The 16,039-nt window shown below is 55.7% G+C and carries 15 protein-coding genes; 9 read left to right on the forward strand and 6 right to left on the reverse strand.

Features of this window, described 5'->3' with window-relative positions:
• Window positions 1-140: 140 nt before the first annotated feature.
• Together QQ91_RS06870 and QQ91_RS06875 are read right to left on the reverse strand one after the other, a co-directional pair.
• Window positions 141-536, reverse strand: a complete 396-nt coding sequence (locus QQ91_RS06870; protein WP_250833281.1) for a TetR/AcrR family transcriptional regulator — start codon at window positions 534-536, stop codon at window positions 141-143.
• 378 nt (window positions 537-914) lie between these two features.
• A complete protein-coding gene (locus tag QQ91_RS06875) occupies window positions 915-1,331 on the reverse strand; it encodes an ankyrin repeat domain-containing protein (RefSeq protein ID WP_166281392.1) in 417 nt (138 codons plus the stop codon).
• Between the two features lie 429 nt (window positions 1,332-1,760).
• Here QQ91_RS06875 and QQ91_RS06880 point away from each other — a divergent pair, with 429 nt between their 5' ends.
• A complete protein-coding gene (locus QQ91_RS06880; protein WP_166281394.1) occupies window positions 1,761-2,867 on the forward strand; it encodes a hypothetical protein in 1,107 nt (368 codons plus the stop codon).
• A gap of 18 nt (window positions 2,868-2,885) precedes the next feature.
• Here the strand turns inward: QQ91_RS06880 and QQ91_RS06885 are convergent, their stop codons facing one another.
• Window positions 2,886-3,080: a hypothetical protein gene (locus tag QQ91_RS06885; protein ID WP_201277374.1), complete on the reverse strand. Its 195-nt coding sequence runs from the start codon at window positions 3,078-3,080 to the stop codon at window positions 2,886-2,888.
• A gap of 730 nt (window positions 3,081-3,810) precedes the next feature.
• Here QQ91_RS06885 and QQ91_RS06890 point away from each other — a divergent pair.
• The 8 genes from QQ91_RS06890 to QQ91_RS06925 all read left to right on the forward strand — a co-directional run bounded on the left by QQ91_RS06890 (window position 3,811) and on the right by QQ91_RS06925 (window position 12,321).
• Window positions 3,811-4,122 carry an urease subunit beta gene (locus tag QQ91_RS06890; protein ID WP_166281398.1) on the forward strand — a complete coding sequence of 104 codons (312 nt, stop codon included), beginning with the start codon at window positions 3,811-3,813 and terminating at the stop codon, window positions 4,120-4,122.
• Window positions 4,119-5,849 carry an urease subunit alpha gene (gene ureC, locus QQ91_RS06895; RefSeq protein WP_166281400.1) on the forward strand — a complete coding sequence of 577 codons (1,731 nt, stop codon included), beginning with the start codon at window positions 4,119-4,121 and terminating at the stop codon, window positions 5,847-5,849. Before QQ91_RS06890 ends, ureC begins: the two co-directional genes overlap by 4 nt.
• Window positions 5,850-5,956: 107 nt before the next feature.
• Window positions 5,957-7,372, forward strand: coding sequence for an FAD-dependent oxidoreductase (locus QQ91_RS06900; RefSeq protein ID WP_166281402.1), 1,416 nt, complete (start codon window positions 5,957-5,959; stop codon window positions 7,370-7,372).
• Between the two features lie 28 nt (window positions 7,373-7,400).
• The gene (locus QQ91_RS06905; protein WP_166281404.1) at window positions 7,401-8,351 is read left to right on the forward strand and encodes a spermine/spermidine synthase domain-containing protein; all 951 of its coding nucleotides are present in this window, start codon (window positions 7,401-7,403) and stop codon (window positions 8,349-8,351) included.
• Window positions 8,348-9,301 (forward strand): alpha/beta hydrolase, encoded by a 954-nt coding sequence (locus tag QQ91_RS06910; protein WP_166281406.1) that lies wholly within the window; start codon window positions 8,348-8,350, stop codon window positions 9,299-9,301. Before QQ91_RS06905 ends, QQ91_RS06910 begins: the two co-directional genes overlap by 4 nt.
• Window positions 9,302-9,407: 106 nt before the next feature.
• Window positions 9,408-11,474, forward strand: a complete 2,067-nt coding sequence (gene ligA, locus QQ91_RS06915) for an NAD-dependent DNA ligase LigA (RefSeq protein WP_201277377.1) — start codon at window positions 9,408-9,410, stop codon at window positions 11,472-11,474.
• 311 nt (window positions 11,475-11,785) lie between these two features.
• Entirely contained in the window at window positions 11,786-11,932 is a 147-nt protein-coding gene (locus QQ91_RS06920; RefSeq protein ID WP_166281408.1) for a hypothetical protein, read from the forward strand.
• 101 nt (window positions 11,933-12,033) lie between these two features.
• Window positions 12,034-12,321 (forward strand): hypothetical protein, encoded by a 288-nt coding sequence (locus QQ91_RS06925; RefSeq protein ID WP_166281410.1) that lies wholly within the window; start codon window positions 12,034-12,036, stop codon window positions 12,319-12,321.
• Window positions 12,322-12,406: 85 nt separating this feature from the next.
• On the opposite strand, the gene QQ91_RS06930 is transcribed toward QQ91_RS06925, so the two are convergent.
• The 3 genes from QQ91_RS06930 to QQ91_RS06940 all read right to left on the reverse strand — a co-directional run bounded on the left by QQ91_RS06930 (window position 12,407) and on the right by QQ91_RS06940 (window position 15,965).
• Entirely contained in the window at window positions 12,407-14,320 is a 1,914-nt protein-coding gene (locus QQ91_RS06930) for a thiamine pyrophosphate-binding protein (RefSeq protein WP_166281412.1), read from the reverse strand.
• A 256-nt stretch (window positions 14,321-14,576) separates the two neighbouring features.
• Window positions 14,577-15,281 (reverse strand): ROK family protein, encoded by a 705-nt coding sequence (locus QQ91_RS06935; RefSeq protein WP_166281414.1) that lies wholly within the window; start codon window positions 15,279-15,281, stop codon window positions 14,577-14,579.
• A 69-nt stretch (window positions 15,282-15,350) separates the two neighbouring features.
• Complete coding sequence (locus tag QQ91_RS06940) at window positions 15,351-15,965, reverse strand: glycoside hydrolase family 19 protein (protein ID WP_166281416.1); 615 nt, start codon at window positions 15,963-15,965, stop codon at window positions 15,351-15,353.
• Window positions 15,966-16,039 lie beyond the last annotated feature (74 nt).

Consider the following 16,039-nt stretch of genomic DNA (forward strand, 5'->3'; position numbering starts at 1 on the left):
GTAGACAGATGGTTTTATCGCCAGGAGTGCCCCGTTGCTTTCGTTGAGCCATCGTACGAATCCTCCATAATGTCTACTTCTAGGATAGGAGAAGAGTAAAGGGGGAGGCCGTTTATGAAGAAACACAAACTAAATTAGGATCAGGGATGTTCAGGGTCAACCAGCTCAACTGCAGAGTTGATGAAGGCACAGCCGCAAAAGTCAGGCTGAGAGAACCATTTTTGGAGGGCGTCGAACATGGCGAGGAGGCGTTCTTGAGGGGCCGTTGCCAACGCTTCTACCCTATGCTGAAACCAGTCACGCCAGTTGTGGTCGCGCTGCTGCAGCCAGGCGGCAATCAGGGCGTCTTTGGATTTGAAGTGGTTGTACAACGACATTTTTGCCACACCCAACTCGGCGATAATGCGGTCAATGCCGACGTTTTGCACGCCCTTTTGATAAAACAAGGTGGACGCCGCCTGCATGATGCGATCGCGCCCGACGGCTTTGAAGTTCAAGTCAACCAAACCTTTGGCAACTGTCCCAAATATATCCAAGCGCGGCAGTTCGAGCTCGCTGCTTTTGACCCCACTGCGGCCAGGCCTGTGGGTGCAGACTTTCCGGACTCGGTTCAGCGGACTAAATGGAATTCACAACATCCAGCAACAAGCAGAGATTGAATGATTGATCCCTTCGGTCGCTCGTCGCTGCTCCGCACGTCCTGCAACCTACACCCCAACCAAGCCTATCGGCTATGGTTGGAGCACTGCGACGAATCTTGGCAGAATTTCGGAGTCTGCCCATGCTTGAGCTTCATCGATACCTGCAGCACCGATCTCCAGAGCATAGGCGAGAGCTTGTGCCTTAGAGCTACTCACTCATGCACCCTCAACCGAAGTCCACGGGCGCGGGCACCGCAAGGCGCCTGCGTGGCGTTAGGCATGATGCATTGAGATACGCGCAAGAAGCTCATAGACGCGCTGACCTTCCTCTTTCTTTCGTTCCTTTGCACGATGCAATGCAGTCAGGCCCATCCACCCCCTAATTGTTGGATCCGCGCCTGCATCAACTAGCAACTGCGCCATTTGTAACGAACACCTTGCTGCAATGTCCCCAAGGGGCGTGTTGCTAATTGTCTGCTCGTGGTAAGCGTTGGCGTTTGCTCCATGGGCTAAGAGATACCTTGCGACCTTGAAGTGCTCCTTCTCCGCTGCATAGTGAAGTGGCGTCTTACCGATTTCATCAAATGCGTCGACATCAAGGCCGGCCTTGACAAGGTGCTCGACACGCGCCAAGTCGCCGCTCTGAGCGGCAAAGTGCAATTGCTCCTTCTGGTACCAATCGTCGTTCACGGTGGTCGTCGTGCCTAAGGTGGTTTCTGCACAAGAATATACCACTCGTCCCCTTGATTTAGGTTATCTTGTTCCAAAGCAAAATTTTGGAGCCCATTCTTGAGTCAAGCTGTTTCCTCACATCAACTCCTGAACCCGGACCAAATCGCCGATATCGGCCCTTAAGTAAGCATGGACCAGGATCCCATGCTAAAGCTGAAATCCTTTCTATAGAGATGTGCATCCGGCCAGGGGCTAGCCCACTCCTACAGGAAAAGATAATGAATTTTGTTTGACGAGACGATGTAGCGAACCGGCCCGATGGCTTCCACCTGTTCAGCTAATCCCTCTGTCAGCGCGACTGGAGACCATGCCCAGACCGCTAGCGATGTTTATTATAAAGTGGTCAGCTCTAGACATTATGGATGACTTTAATCGTTAGAGGAAGCTATGAGCGAGTACCAATACTATGAATTTCAAACGGTGGATCGTTTGTTGACGACTAAGGAGCAAGCCGAACTTAAGCGGCTGTCAAGTCGCGCTCAAGTTAACGCCAGTCAAGCCGTTTTTGTCTATCACTATGGTGACTTTCGCGGTGACCCAGAAAGCATCCTAACCCAGTATTTTGACGCAATGTTTTACGTCGCCAATTGGGGCACCTGGCAATTAATCTTCCGATTTCCCAGGACTGCTGTCGATTCGCAATGGTTTGAGCCTTATGAAATCCCAGATTTTATCACCGTTTCAACATCGGCGAAGTCTCTCATTTTGAATATCAATATTCATCAAGAGGAATATGGCGGCTGGGCCGAGGGAGAAGGGTGGCTTTCACGTCTGATCTCCCTGCGGGAAGAATTGATGACCGGCGATCGCCGCCTGCTGTACTTAGCTTGGCTGCGCATTGCTCCCACCCTTACAGATCATATTGAAGAAGACCTGATTGAGCCTCCGGTGCCGCCGAATCTGGGTCAGCTATCCCCTGCACTTAAGGCTTTTATTGAGTGGGTCGAACTGGATCCCGATTGGGTCGATGCTGCAGCCCAAATCAGTGAGCAACAGAAAGTAAAAGCCAAACCCAATCTAGACCGCTACTTAACCCAATTATCGAATGCGGAAAAAGATCAGTTTCTACTCAAACTTCTCCATCGAGAACCTCATGTTGATTTGGAATTGCTCAGTCGATTGCAGGAGTTAGCCGGAAAACCAGTCTCAAACTTAGAGGGGAAGCCAGGTCTGCGAGGCTTTTCTGAAATCGAGGCGATCGCACAGCAGCTCAAAACTCAACGCCAGCAAAAGCAAGCAACTATTGCTAAACGGAAACGCACTCAGTACCTTAAAGCGTTAGTATCTAAAGAGGAAGACCTCTGGAGGCAAATTTCAGCGCTAATTGAACTAAAGCAAGCGAGACCCTATGACGAAGCCACAATTCTGCTTAAAGACTTAAAGGATCTGGCCGAATCCCAAAATTCTTTGCCAAAGTTTAACAAACGATTTGAAGCCCTCAAAGCAACTTACGGTAATCGTCCAGCCTTAATGAAACGCTTCAAAACTCTCTAAATCCAAGGACTCCGCCGCCTAGGACCCCACGTCTTTGGCGATCGCGTTCAGTTCTTCTAAGCTCCATGCGCTCCATTCACCCATCTCCTTTGCCAACTGTTCAGCGACTGCTTCTCGAATAAATGCGGCTCGATCCTCCATCGCCTTCAGTTGCTGGGTTATTGACTTGGAGAACCGTACAGTCAGTGGGGATCCCAATGGCTCTTTTTCCATCGCCTTCAAGGGTCCAGGTTTATAATTTCCCTGTCGTTTTTGCCGAGATTTTCTCTCAAAATCTTGTGTATTCTTACAGTTCAAGAAAAATTCACTGTATCAGATGACGCAATTTCAACATTTCAACTACCGAGATCTCTTTGCGAACCATCTCGGGTGTTTTCCCTGTCATTTCCATCTTAAGGATGGTTTTAATATGCTTCAGATTGACCTCTGTGACTTGCCAACGGAGCTGATACAGTTCGGCTAATGCCTTCCTAGAGGGACAATTCTGGAGCGCTCTTGGATCTCCTGAAAAGATTGCGATGACTGCCGTTACCCTTGATCTATAACCCATAGCGACACTCAGCGATGCTCAGTTTGACCAGCTCTGTGCCGCAAATCCTGAAAAGTCTCACATAACAACCTTAGAGCGAGCGTGAAGCTTAACTTGTGCGACAAAGGAAAAAGTCCACAGGTTTATCCTCACCATCAAGGAATCCAAGGCGTTTTTTGAGGATTTTCAGACTCTCCCACTGGAGTTTATTGAGCATCCTGATGTCAGAAATAAAGCATGGGCGATCGCCTGTTAGTGAGGTCCTCGGGTACGACGTCCTCTGAATCATTCGGGCGTTGTGTCTGGGGCATGTCCCCGTGGGACCATTCAGGCCAATTAAAGAGTTTGGTTAAGGAATGCTCCAGGCTGGATATTAACCGCTAAAATACCGGCAGTTTTGCGGGAGTTGTGCCCATGATTCCGGGACAGATGTGGATTGAGCCGGGCCAGATTCATTTGAATGCTGGCCGTGCTACGGCGGAGGTGGAGGTGGCGAACACCGGCGATCGCCCCATTCAAGTGGGATCTCATTTTCACTTTGCTGAAGTGAATGCAGCCCTCCAGTTTGACCGCGAGGCGGCCAGGGGCATGCGTCTGGATATTCCGGCAGGAACTGCGATTCGGTTTGAACCTGGGGACCAGCGGACAGTGCCCTTGGTGGCCCTGGCTGGAAGTCGAGAGGTGTACGGTTTCAATGGCCACGTGAACGGAGCCTTAGACGCATGAGCTATCCCATGGACCGCCGGGCCTATGCCGAAACCTACGGCCCCACAGTGGGCGATCGCGTCCGTTTGGCGGATACGGACCTGGTTATTGAAGTGGAGCAGGATCTGACCACCTACGGCGATGAGGTCAAGTTTGGCGGCGGCAAAGTAATCCGGGACGGCATGGGCCAGTCGCCCATTGCCCAGGCAGACGGCGCCGTGGATACGGTGATCACCAATGCACTCATCTTGGACTGGTGGGGCATCATCAAGGCCGACATCGGGCTTCTCAACGGCAGAATCGCCGCCATTGGCAAGGCAGGGAATCCCCATACCCAGGACAACGTCAATATCATCATTGGCCCCGGAACCGAGGCAATTGCTGGGGAGGGAATGATTCTCACCGCCGGAGGCATCGATTCCCATATTCACTTTATCTGTCCCCAGCAGATTGAGGTGGCCCTGGCCTCGGGGGTGACCACCATGATTGGGGGCGGCACCGGACCTGCAGCAGGCACCAATGCCACCACCTGCACCCCGGGACCCTGGTATCTCTCCAGGATGCTGGAAGCCGCCGATGGGTTTCCCATTAATCTGGGCTTTCTGGGCAAGGGCAACAGTAGTCAGCCCCAAAGCTTAATCGAGCAGATCCAGGCGGGAGCCATGGGCCTCAAGCTGCACGAGGACTGGGGAACCACCCCTGCGGCCATTGACACCTGCCTATCGGTGGCGGAGGACTCTGATATTCAGGTGGCCATTCACACCGATACCCTCAATGAAGCAGGATTTGTGGAAGATACCATCCGAGCCTTTAGAGATCGGGCCATTCATACCTATCACACAGAAGGGGCCGGAGGCGGACATGCTCCTGACATTATCAAGGTTTGCGGGCTGGCCAATGTGTTGCCCTCCTCCACCAACCCCACCCGTCCCTACACAATGAATACCCTGGATGAGCATCTTGACATGCTCATGGTCTGTCATCATCTGGATCCGAACATTCCAGAGGATGTTTCCTTTGCTGAGTCGCGAATCCGGCGAGAGACCATTGCCGCCGAAGATATCCTGCATGACCTGGGAGCCTTTAGCATGATTGCCTCGGATTCCCAAGCCATGGGGCGCGTGGGGGAGGTGATTGTGCGCACCTGGCAAACAGCCCACAAGATGAAGAGGCAGCGAGGGCATCTTTCGCCGCCGGGGATGGCAAAAAGCCCTGCGGAAAGGAACAGCCGCAACGATAATTTTCGAGCCAAGCGCTATGTGGCAAAATACACGATTAACCCAGCGATTACCCACGGAATTGCCCAGGAGGTGGGTTCGGTTGAGGTGGGAAAGCTGGCGGACCTTTGCCTCTGGCATCCGGCCTTTTTTGGCGTCAAGCCCCAGATGGTCATCAAGGGCGGCATGATTGTGATGGCCCAAATGGGGGATGCCAACGCCAGTATTCCCACACCCCAGCCGGTACACATGCGGCCGATGTTTGCCAGCTTTGGGGGGGCGATCGCCGCGACGTCTCTTACCTTTATCTCCCAGGCAGCCCTGGAGTTGGGTGTGGGGGAGAGCTTTCAGAAGCAAGCGGTGGCGGTGTCCGGCACCCGCACCATTGGGAAACAGGATCTAAAGCTGAACCAGGCCATGCCCCAGATGGAGGTGGATCCAGAAACCTATGAGGTCAGGGCCGACGGTGAGCTGCTCACCTGTGAACCGGCCCAGGTGTTGCCCATGGCCCAACGATATTTTTTATTTTGACGGGCCGCTTGAAAGGGAGGCAGCGGGGAATTGCAGCCCTCCCCTGGACCCCAGTTAGCTCCTAGAATTGAGAGAGTGCTTCTAACTCCTTTCCACGAGGCAAGATCATGCATATTCCGGCGCGATCGGGACCAGCCCCATGCACAGCTGTTGTCCTGGGGGGAAGCATTGCAGGACTTCTGGCTGCACGGGTTCTGGTGGAGTTCTGTGATCACGTCACCCTCCTGGAGCGCGATCGCGGATCCCTGGACTCCGGGATGCGGCCTGGAGTGCCCCAAGCCCAGCATGTTCATGCATTGCTGATCAAGGGCCAGCATATTTTAGAAACCCTGTTTCCAGGACTGAGGCAGGAACTACTGCAGGCCGGAGGACACCAGCTAGACTGGATGCAAGATTGGCGCCTACTGAGTTTGTGGGGCTGGCTGGAACAGCATGAGTCGGACCTGATGGGGGTGTGCTGTAGCCGCCCACTGCTAGAGGCAACGCTTCGCCAGCGTCTATTGGCCTACGAAAACTTTCACCTGCGATCTGGTTGCACCGCCCAGGGACTCCGGATCCAGTCGCACAATCCCCGCGCCATCGCCGGGGTTGAATTTTCCCAGCGCTCAGACGCCGGCGCGCCCGCTGCGAGAGAATGGATGCCCGCCACCCTGGTGGTAGATGCCACGGGCCGTCATTCGAAGCTGCCCCAGTGGCTCAAAACCCTAGGCTATCCGGCCCCCCGGCAGACAAGGGTCAATTCCTTTCTGGGCTATGCCAGCCGCTGGTACCGAAGCCATCGCCCGCCCCAGGACTCGGCGGTGATTCTCACGGCAAAGCCGGGGGTTTCCAAGCGCGGGGGCGTGGTTTATCCCATCGAGCACCAGCGCATCCTGGTAACCCTCTCGGGCATTGGGGGGGACCATCCACCCGCAGAGGAAGCGGGCTTTCTAGCCTTTGCTCACAGCCTGCGCGCTCCGGATATCTATGAGATTATCCAGGACTCTGACCCCCTGACGCCCATTACCTGCTATCGCCGCACTGAAAACCAGTGGCGTCACTACGAAGACCTGCGATCCTTTCCCGGAGGATTAGTGACCTTGGGAGATTCGGTGTGCTGCTTCAATCCGGTCTATGGCCAGGGCATGACCGCCGCTGCCCTGGGAGCCATGGTCCTATCCAGGGCCATGCAGGCCCTGCCATCGCCCCAGGATGTTCAGCATCCCAGCTTTTCTCGGCGCTTCCAGCGCCAGCTGGCCAGCGTTCTCCAGGCTCCCTGGCTGATGGCCACAGGAGAGGATTTCCGCTGGCCGGAAACCCAGGGACGCCGTCCCGGCAAACCCGTCCAGATCCTGCAGGCCTACTTTGATCGCGCCTTTGAGTCCTCCACCTGGGACCCGCAAATGCACGAAGCCTTCATTGAGGTAGTGCATCTGGCCCGATCTCCATGGGCACTCTTGACTCCCGCGCTGCTGTGGAAATCCCTGGGACCGCGAAGGAAAGCGGGTCCCCCGTGCAACCGTTCAGAATGCGATAAAATTTAAGGCTGTCCTTAGTATGCAGTGAATCGCCATGCCCGGTGCCAACCTTGAGGCCGATCTTTGGCTAAACGAAGTCCTTACCCCCTACGATATTTATTCCCACGGCGCCAGCGCAATTCTGGCCTATCGGAAAACCCCCTATCAGGAGCTGTACATTATTGAATCGGGTTCCTATGGCAAGGGACTGATGCTCGATGGGAAATGGCAGTCCTCGACCAAGGATGAATTTATCTATCACGAGGGCATTGTGCATCCGGCGCTGATTCTGCATCAGAGGCCTCAAAAAGTCTTGATTCTGGGGGGCGCGGAAGGGGCCTCTATTCGGGAAGTGCTGCGCTGGAAAAGCATTGAACGGGTGGTAATGGTGGATATTGATGGCGAAGTGGTCCAGGCCTGTCGCGAGTTGCTCCCGGAGATGCACCAAAATGCCTTTGACGATCCCCGCGTTGAGCTGATTATTGACGATGCGCAAAATTTCATTGCAACCACGCAGGAGAAATGGGATGCGGTCATTTCCGACCTCACCGATCCCATTGAACAGGGACCTGCCTATCCCCTGTTTACCCAAGAGCATTACCAGCAGATTCAAAAAATTCTCAGTCCCCGTGGGCTCTTGACGGTCCAGTCCGGGTCCATTATTCCCAGCGATTTACCCATCCATGCGCGCCTGGCCAAAACCCTGCAGTCGGTGTTTCCCTATACGCGATCTTGCATGGGGCAAGCCCCCAGCTATGGGCTTCAGCTCTCCTACATTCTGGCCTCGAATACCGAGTTTCCCTACTATCCCAATCCTTCAGAGACGAACCGTATCTTGGCGGAGCAGACCACCGGCGGCCTGCGCTACCTGGATGGGGATTCCCTGTTGGGGTTAATGCAGACGCCCAAGCATGTGCGCGATGCGATCGCCCAAGAGTCAGAAATTTATACCCTGGCAGCACCGCCGAAGTTTCCCGGACGCGGCAATGTGCAGGAGGCCCCATGACGGATCACCCTTCTCTATCCCCCGTGAATGGGATAGTGCTAGAGACCGCTGGACTGACAGAACCGACTTCCCTGAATGTGCTCAGACAGTTACAAACGGTTCCCATCCCGACTCAAGCCCCCCCCGGTCTAGATCTCCCGGCGCAGGTGATCAACACCACCTGCCTCCAGCAGACCGCAAAAAAAACGGCTCCCATTGTGCTTTTGCATGGCTTTGACAGCTCGGTGCTGGAGTTTCGGCGTTTGCTGCCCCAGCTTCAGGATCACTCCTGCTATGCCCTGGATATGCTGGGTTTTGGCTTTACGGATCGTCCGCGGGGATGGCCCATCTCTCCGGGGACAATTCAGGCCCATCTCGATGGATTCTGGCAATCCCAAATCCAGGCCCCGATGATTCTAGTGGGCGCTTCCATGGGGGGGGCCGCTGCCATGGACTTTGCCCTGAGCTATCCGGACCGGGTGCAGCAGCTGGTGCTCCTGGATCCGGCGGGCTGGCAATCCGGCGGGTCTCAGGGACGGTTGTTAATCCCTCCCCTGGGATATTTAGCCACCTCCTTTCTGGCCAATCCCCGAGTGCGCCAAAAAATTAGCGAGCGAGCCTATTGCGATCGCACCTTGGCCAGCCAGGATGCCCAAACCTGTGCGGCACTGCATTTAAAGGCACCAGGCTGGCGGGAGGGGCTGATTTCCTTTACCCGCAACCAGGGCTATGGTTCATTTCGCGAGAAAATCCCGCAGATTACCCAGCCCACGCTGCTGCTGTGGGGCAGGCAGGATCGCATTTTAGGCACAAAGGATACCGAGACGATGGCCGCTGCGATTCCTGATTGTGACCTGGTTTGGATTGAGAACTGTGGCCATGTGCCTCATTTGGAAAAGCCCCAGGTCGTGGCGCAGCTGATTCTGGAGAAAATAGCGGGGGGGAGGCTGGAGTCTAGCATCCTCCACTGATCCTGGGCGATCGCCCAGGATCAGCGATCGCCCGGCATCGGGACCAGGGAGGTGCGATCGCCTTAGAATAATCAAGATGACTGACTTTGCAGACCGCGCTGAGCCCATGACTTCCCATCGGATTGATTCTATTGCCGCGTCCCATGCTCAGGAGCGAATTCAGGAACTGCAGCAGCTTCTGACCCAGGCCAGCTACGCTTACTATGCCCAGGATCAGCCCATCATGGAGGACGCGGTCTATGACCAGCTCTACCGGGAACTGGTGGCCCTTGAGCAGCAATATCCAGAATGGGTGACCCCCACCAGTCCCACCCAGCGGGTGGGTGAGCAACCAGCGGCGGGGTTCCGCGCTGTTGAGCACCGCATTCCCCTCTACAGTCTGGACAACGCCTTCACCCTGCAGGATCTCACTGACTGGGAGGATCGCTGGCGGCGGCTAGACGATTCCGCCGCCGCCGCCCACTACGTCGCCGAACTAAAAATCGATGGATCCGCTCTGGCGCTAACCTATGAGCGAGGAATCTTGATCCGGGGCGTGACCCGCGGCGATGGGGTGCGCGGCGAAGAGATTACTCCAAATGTCAAAACCATTCGCTCAATTCCGCTGCGCCTGAATCTTACCCATCCGCCGGATTGGGTTGAAGTTCGCGGGGAGGCCTTTATTGCCCTGGATGTGTTTGCACAAATTAACCGCGATCGCGCCCAGGCGGAGGAAGATCCCTTTGCAAATCCGCGCAATGCCGCCGCCGGGACCCTGCGCCAGCTGGACGCGCGGGTGGTTGCCCAGCGCCAGCTAGATTTTTTTGCCTATACCCTCCATTTATCCAATGGCACCCCGGACTGCCCCCTGCCCCAAAGCCAATGGGAAAGCCTGGAACGGCTGAACCAAATGGGATTTCGAGTCAATCCCCATCGTTGCCGCTGTGCCTCCTTGGCTGAGGTCAAAGACTACTACCAAATCTGGGACCAGCGGCGCCACGATCTGCCCTACATGACCGATGGGGTCGTGATTAAACTCGATTCTATGGCCCGTCAAGATCGCCTGGGCTTTACCCAGCGGTTTCCCCGCTGGGCCATCGCCTGGAAATATGCGCCGGAGGAGGCAGCCACCGTGGTCCAACAGGTGTTGTTTCAAGTGGGACGCACGGGCGCCTTAACCCCCGTTGCAGAACTGGACCCGGTGCAGTTAGCCGGAACGACCGTCGCCCGCGCCTCCCTGCACAACCGCGATCGCCTGCAAGATCTGAACCTCCATCTGGGCGATACGGTGGTGGTGCGCAAAGCCGGAGAAATTATTCCTGAGGTGGTACGCGTACTGCCCGATCTGCGATCGCCCCAGGCGCAAAAGGTTGAGATGCCCACCCACTGCCCCGTCTGTGGCCAGCCCGTGATCCAGCCCCTGGGGGAAGCGGTGACCCGCTGCGTGAACTCCACCTGTCCCGCTATCTTAAAGGGCACCCTAATGCACTGGGTGAGTCGAGAGGCGCTGGACATTGATGGCGTGGGTGAAAGGATCATTGATCAATGGCTGACCCATGGCCTGGTGACATCCATTGCCGATCTGTATGGCCTCACCCTGGAAGACCTGCTGAGCTTGGAACGCATGGGAAAAAAATCCGCCAGCAATATTTTGCAGGCCATCCAAGCCTCCAAGGATCGGCCCTGGTCACGGGTGCTCTACGGTCTAGGCATTCGCCATGTGGGCAGCGTCAATGCCAAGATCCTCAGTCAAGCCTTTCCCTCCGCCCATGCCCTGAAGGCGGCCCGGCTCGATGAAATTCGCGGCATCCACGGGATTGGAGATGAAATTGCCCAATCGGTGCTGACCTGGTTTGAGAATCCCCGCAATCAAGGGCTGGTTCAGCAACTGGAGGCGCAAGGTCTGCAGCTAGAGGCCGCCCCCGAGTCTTCGGTGCAGTCTCTGCAACCCCTGGCTGGCAAGACCCTGGTGCTGACCGGAACCTTGCCCACCCTCAAGCGCAGTGAAGCGAAGGCGGTCATTGAGGCTGCAGGGGGCAAAGTCACCGGATCCCTGAGCCCAAAAACAGATTATCTGCTGGTGGGGGCGGATGCTGGATCTAAGCTCGACAAGGCGATCGCCCTGGGGGTCCCTCAATTAACAGAAGCAGACCTGCGCGACCTCATTGCAGGGACCCCCTCTCCCCCTGATTAGCCCCCAAGCCTGGAATTGAGGCTACATGGCCTTAGCTCGCATAGGATCAGGCTTTATCGCATCAGGCTATATAAAATCAGGCCATAAACATCAGGCTGCATCGCCGCGAAGATTGCCCCTGACCTTCCCCGACCTCAGCGGCGGCGGGTTGAGTTGCCCCAGCTTAGGGAGACTAGGGCGGCGATTTGTTGTTTACGCTACCTCATTCCCCGCTGCAGTCATGGCATAGTGAAGCCTGGTCCACCCTTTGGGCCTTGGGACTGAAGCACAACTGCCAACTTTTATCCTGTGGTTTGTTTGGGGATTAAACCATGACCAGACTCTGCAATAGCGTTAACCAAAGCGAAGAAATGATCTTCTGGATCCGAGAGCTGACTCAGGTGTCCAATCAGCAAGCCGAGGTCACCCTCAAGCAGCTTCGCCGCCACCAGGAAAGCGAGTATCCCAAGAGCGCCTAGGCTCTCATTTCCATTCCCCCCTTGTCGAACAGGGCACCGCGTCGCACCATAGGAAGAAGGGTCAGCAATACCGCTGACTAGCTGTCCTTGGTGCCTTGCCCATGAGTGATGCTTGGATTAACGTGTTTGGCTGGTTACCGGCGGTCATCATCCCTCTGGCCACGGTGATTCAGATCCGGGAAATTCTGCGCAACCGTAGTGCCGCTTCTGTCAGCTGGGTCACCTGGACCCTGTTTGGGGTTGCCAATATTGGACTGTACATTTACACCGAAAAGTATTGGGATGTGCAGGCGGTGGTCGGCCTCCTGGGATCTGCCTTGCTGGATTTTGTCATTGCGGCACTGGCGGTTGCAGGCTATGGCGAGAAGCTGTCCAATTTAGAATCTTAAATCTAGCATCTAGTGGGTTAATCCTGGTCCCCTTAAAAAGCCGCCCTTGGAGAGCGGCTTTTTGAAGACGAAATCGGCGGTGGGGCTAGCTGGCTAGCTCCTTAACCTTCGCCATGATCCCCGCTGGCCCAATGCCCTGGTGGGGATACTGTTCCCACAAACCGCCACAGCCTTCCTCGTGGGTGCCCAGGTAGGCAAACTTGGGCGAAAGCCCCCGTTCCAGCAGCCAAGATCCAAAACGACTGCCCAACCCAGTGCGGCGGTTGAAGGGCTCCACCACCAGCACAAAGCCCGATTTCCCAATTTTCTGGAGGGTGTTCTCGTCCACCACGTTCAGGGTGGATTTGTTGATTAGCCCTACGTCCAGACCCTCCTGTTTCAAACGCTCCACCGCGTCTAGGGCCCGGTATAGTGCGTCCCCAAAGGCCACGATGTAGCCTGCCGTTCCTTCTCGCACCAGATCATCTTGACCGGGCTGAAATTGATAGCCGTCTCCAAACAGCTCCTTACCGGATTCATCTAAGATCATGGGCACCTTGGATCGGGTGGAGAAAATAAACCGGAGTCCTGGATCGCGGAAGACCGAATTCACACAGGCCGTCATTTGATTGGCATCGGCGGGGAAGTAAAGCCGAGTTTCGTAGCCATCATCTAGACCGTTATCGGCAAACATATTGTTGATGCCAAAGTGACAGGTGTTGTCGGCCATATCATCAATGCCCGCATGGGAAAAGTGGCAGAGCAAGTTGGATCGATTCAGCCGCGCCATGGTGATCTCCGAGATACACATTTCTAGAAAGGCGCTGAAGGTAGCAAAAATGCCCTGCTTGCCCGGATCCATCCCAAATCCTGCCGCTGCCGAGAGGTTCCCCCGCTCTTGAATCCCCCCGCTAATAAAGACCTCGGGATGGGCCTGACGGATATGCTGCAGCCCGCAAGATCCTTCCAGGTCACTGTCTACCACCAGAACGTGATCCTTGCGATCGCGCTCCTCCATGCGGTCCAGGATCGTCACCACCGCCTGACCAAAGACATTCCGGTTAGACCCAAGCTTGTCCGAGGATCCTAAATATTGATAGTCATGCTGGGGGGCCTTGGTATTTTTAAGGATTTCCGCCGCCTGGTTGTGACCTCGCTGTTCTAGATAGTGAATGGCCGCCTTGACCGAGATAACGTCATGGCCGTGGTTCGATCCTTCCAGTCCCTCAATTCCAGGGCACATGGGACGCTTGTTAATCACCGCCACAGGGCCGGGGCTATTGATGGCTTCACAGATATTGGCGTAGAGAGCATCTAGATCTTCGCCGTCGTTTTCTAGCACTTTCAGGCCATGGCCCTCCAGAGTCTGCTTGACGCTGAAGCCCGCTAAATATTGGGAGGGATGTCCCGCAATGGTGACATCATTATCATCAATAATCAGCTTGACATTGAGATATTGAGCCACCGCCAGGCGAGCGGCTTCCGCATCGTTCCCCTCTTGCTGAGATCCGTCCGATCCCAGGCAGAAAACGGTCTTGCCAGGATGGGCCAGGGCGACCCCGTTGACGTAGGGCCACATGTGCCCCAGTCGGCCTGAGCTAAACTTGACCCCTGGGGTAAGCCCCAGTTCCGGGTGTCCGGGCAGGGTGGAGTGGGCCTCCCGGTATTTCATGAGCTGATCAGCGGGAAGATCCCCCGCCAGGGCGGCCATCAGGTACTGGGTGCCTACCCGATGTCCCGCTTCATCGAAAAAGATGGGCACGAACTGATCCGGTTGGCTGTGGAAGAGGGCATCGAGGATCATCACCTCTGGAACCGTATCGTAGGGGCCCCCCGTATGTCCTCCCACCCCTCGGGCCGCACCGGTGGCCGTAAAAAAGACAATGGCATCTCGGCAAAGCTGAATATTAAATTTCAGAGCTTCGCGCTGTTCGTCGCTCAACACTGGATTGGACGGGTCGAGCCGGACGGATTTATAGGCGCTTAGATCAATGGGGAATGTGCCAACGTCAATAGTCATGGGTGTCATCCTTTTGTACAGGTTTGCGTTCCGAGACCCCAATTTGGCGACCGTCTCATCCTGCATCATGCAGCTTCTAGACCAACCGTGGGGAGCGCTGCAAGGGAGTCTTCGCTAGATTGAAGTCCGTCCAGGCAGTCGCGTGCAAATCATCCCGAAGTTCTCAGTATAAAAGGTTCCGTAGAGGTCAAAGATAATAGTCTGTTATAGCTCTGACTAGCATTCAAGGGGGGAGCTTATTGAGAACCCCTTACCCTCAGGAGTCCCAGAGCTTAATGCCACCCAAGATACCCGCTCGATTCGAAACAATTTGCACATTCTTCGGGAGGTCGAGGGTGATGCGCTTGCTTTCTCCGCCGCCAATGTAGAGCTGACGGTAGTTGAAGGTATGCTCCAGGGTGGCGATCGCTCGGGCCAGGTTGCGGTTCCAGGTCTGCTTTCCGTCTTTTTTTAGGGCTTGGCGGCCTAAACACTGCTCGTAGGTTTTCTTTTTGATGAAGGGATGGTGAGGAATTTCCAGGTTTGGCACCAGTTTGCCATCCACAAACAGGGCTGACCCAAAGCCTGTGCCCAGGGTCACAACCAGTTCGACCCCTTCCCCTTCAATCACGCCATAGCCTTGAATATCGGCATCGTTGGCCACTCGCGTCGGCTGCCCAAGCTGATCCTGCAGGCGAGTGGCCAGGTCAAGGCCTTTCCAACGCGGACTAAGATTGACAGCCGTATGGACCACGCCCGCCATCACAACCCCCGGAAAACCCACCGAGACTCGGTCAAAGTTCCCCAGACCTTGAGCAATCGTGCCAATGGCGTCGATGACGGGATCGGGTTCGGCGGGTCGCGGAGTTTCCACCCGCTGGCGATCGCTAACGGGTTGACCCTCAGGGTCTAAAATCATGCCCTTAATGCCGCTGCCCCCAATGTCGATGGACAGGGTTTTCAGAGGGGATTGATGCGCCATAGATTTGCTAACTCCCGCCCCCCTTTCAGCCCCACGGCCAATCGGGGGAAGTTCTCGCTGTCTAGTGTACTACCGGATGACCTCGCGGGCCTTTTCGTAATAGTGAATCCGGTCTTCGAGGCCGTTATATCCCCCGTTAACCCGCTTGGTAACCTCCTTGACGCTCACCTCAGGGCGATCGCACAGGGCGTTCATTTGATTGGCAGACCACCAAACTCCAGCACTGGTAAAGGGATAGGTTTTTGCCACGTAGGGGCATCCCTGCTCCATCACCTCGGGATCCTTGACCGCCTGCGCCAGCCTTTGATAGTTCGCTCGCCCCGTGAGCTGAATGACACCCGCTCCTTTAAACTTAGGTCCATCGCCGGGCTGGGTATTCCCCAGATCGGTGCGCCCCTCATAGGCTTCCCCACTGGCAATTTCTTCCAACCAGCGCAGTCCTCCGGATTCATGGGCCGTTTGGGCAAGAAAATGGCGAATGCGTTGGGGGGTGGTAATGTCGTAGGTGTCGCAGCACCGGTTTAAATCCAGCAGTTCCGCCTCAGTCAACTTAGACCCATACACGTGCATGGCCTGGGCTGCGGTGATGTGCTGCTTGACCGGGGATTGATCCGGCGTAGGATGGGCCGGTTCTGGCAGGCCCAAGTCTCCATAGGTGATAAAGTTAGCTTGCGTAATCGCCATGGATTGAACTCCAACTTACAACAAGTTACGGATTAACGAGGCACGAATTATGGGATCGCGGGCCAGCCGCTGCC

This window comes from Lyngbya confervoides BDU141951 (assembly GCF_000817775.3).
GTDB classification, from domain to species: Bacteria; Cyanobacteriota; Cyanobacteriia; order Thermosynechococcales; family Thermosynechococcaceae; genus Lyngbya; species Lyngbya confervoides.

What these genes read in the sequence shown, in the direction of transcription:
- QQ91_RS06925 (WP_166281410.1), top strand. Translation starts at nt 12,034, where the DNA reads ATGAGTGATGCTTGGATTAACGTGTTTGGCTGGTTACCGGCGGTCATC.
- ureC (WP_166281400.1), top strand. Translation starts at nt 4,119, where the DNA reads ATGAGCTATCCCATGGACCGCCGGGCCTATGCCGAAACCTACGGCCCC.
- QQ91_RS06910 (WP_166281406.1), top strand. Translation starts at nt 8,348, where the DNA reads ATGACGGATCACCCTTCTCTATCCCCCGTGAATGGGATAGTGCTAGAG.
- QQ91_RS06920 (WP_166281408.1), top strand. Translation starts at nt 11,786, where the DNA reads ATGACCAGACTCTGCAATAGCGTTAACCAAAGCGAAGAAATGATCTTC.
- QQ91_RS06935 (WP_166281414.1), bottom strand. Translation starts at nt 15,281, where the DNA reads ATGGCGCATCAATCCCCTCTGAAAACCCTGTCCATCGACATTGGGGGC.
- QQ91_RS06885 (WP_201277374.1), bottom strand. Translation starts at nt 3,080, where the DNA reads ATGGAAAAAGAGCCATTGGGATCCCCACTGACTGTACGGTTCTCCAAG.
- ligA (WP_201277377.1), top strand. Translation starts at nt 9,408, where the DNA reads ATGACTTCCCATCGGATTGATTCTATTGCCGCGTCCCATGCTCAGGAG.
- QQ91_RS06905 (WP_166281404.1), top strand. Translation starts at nt 7,401, where the DNA reads ATGCCCGGTGCCAACCTTGAGGCCGATCTTTGGCTAAACGAAGTCCTT.
- QQ91_RS06900 (WP_166281402.1), top strand. Translation starts at nt 5,957, where the DNA reads ATGCATATTCCGGCGCGATCGGGACCAGCCCCATGCACAGCTGTTGTC.
- QQ91_RS06880 (WP_166281394.1), top strand. Translation starts at nt 1,761, where the DNA reads ATGAGCGAGTACCAATACTATGAATTTCAAACGGTGGATCGTTTGTTG.
- QQ91_RS06940 (WP_166281416.1), bottom strand. Translation starts at nt 15,965, where the DNA reads ATGGCGATTACGCAAGCTAACTTTATCACCTATGGAGACTTGGGCCTG.
- QQ91_RS06890 (WP_166281398.1), top strand. Translation starts at nt 3,811, where the DNA reads ATGATTCCGGGACAGATGTGGATTGAGCCGGGCCAGATTCATTTGAAT.
- QQ91_RS06930 (WP_166281412.1), bottom strand. Translation starts at nt 14,320, where the DNA reads ATGACTATTGACGTTGGCACATTCCCCATTGATCTAAGCGCCTATAAA.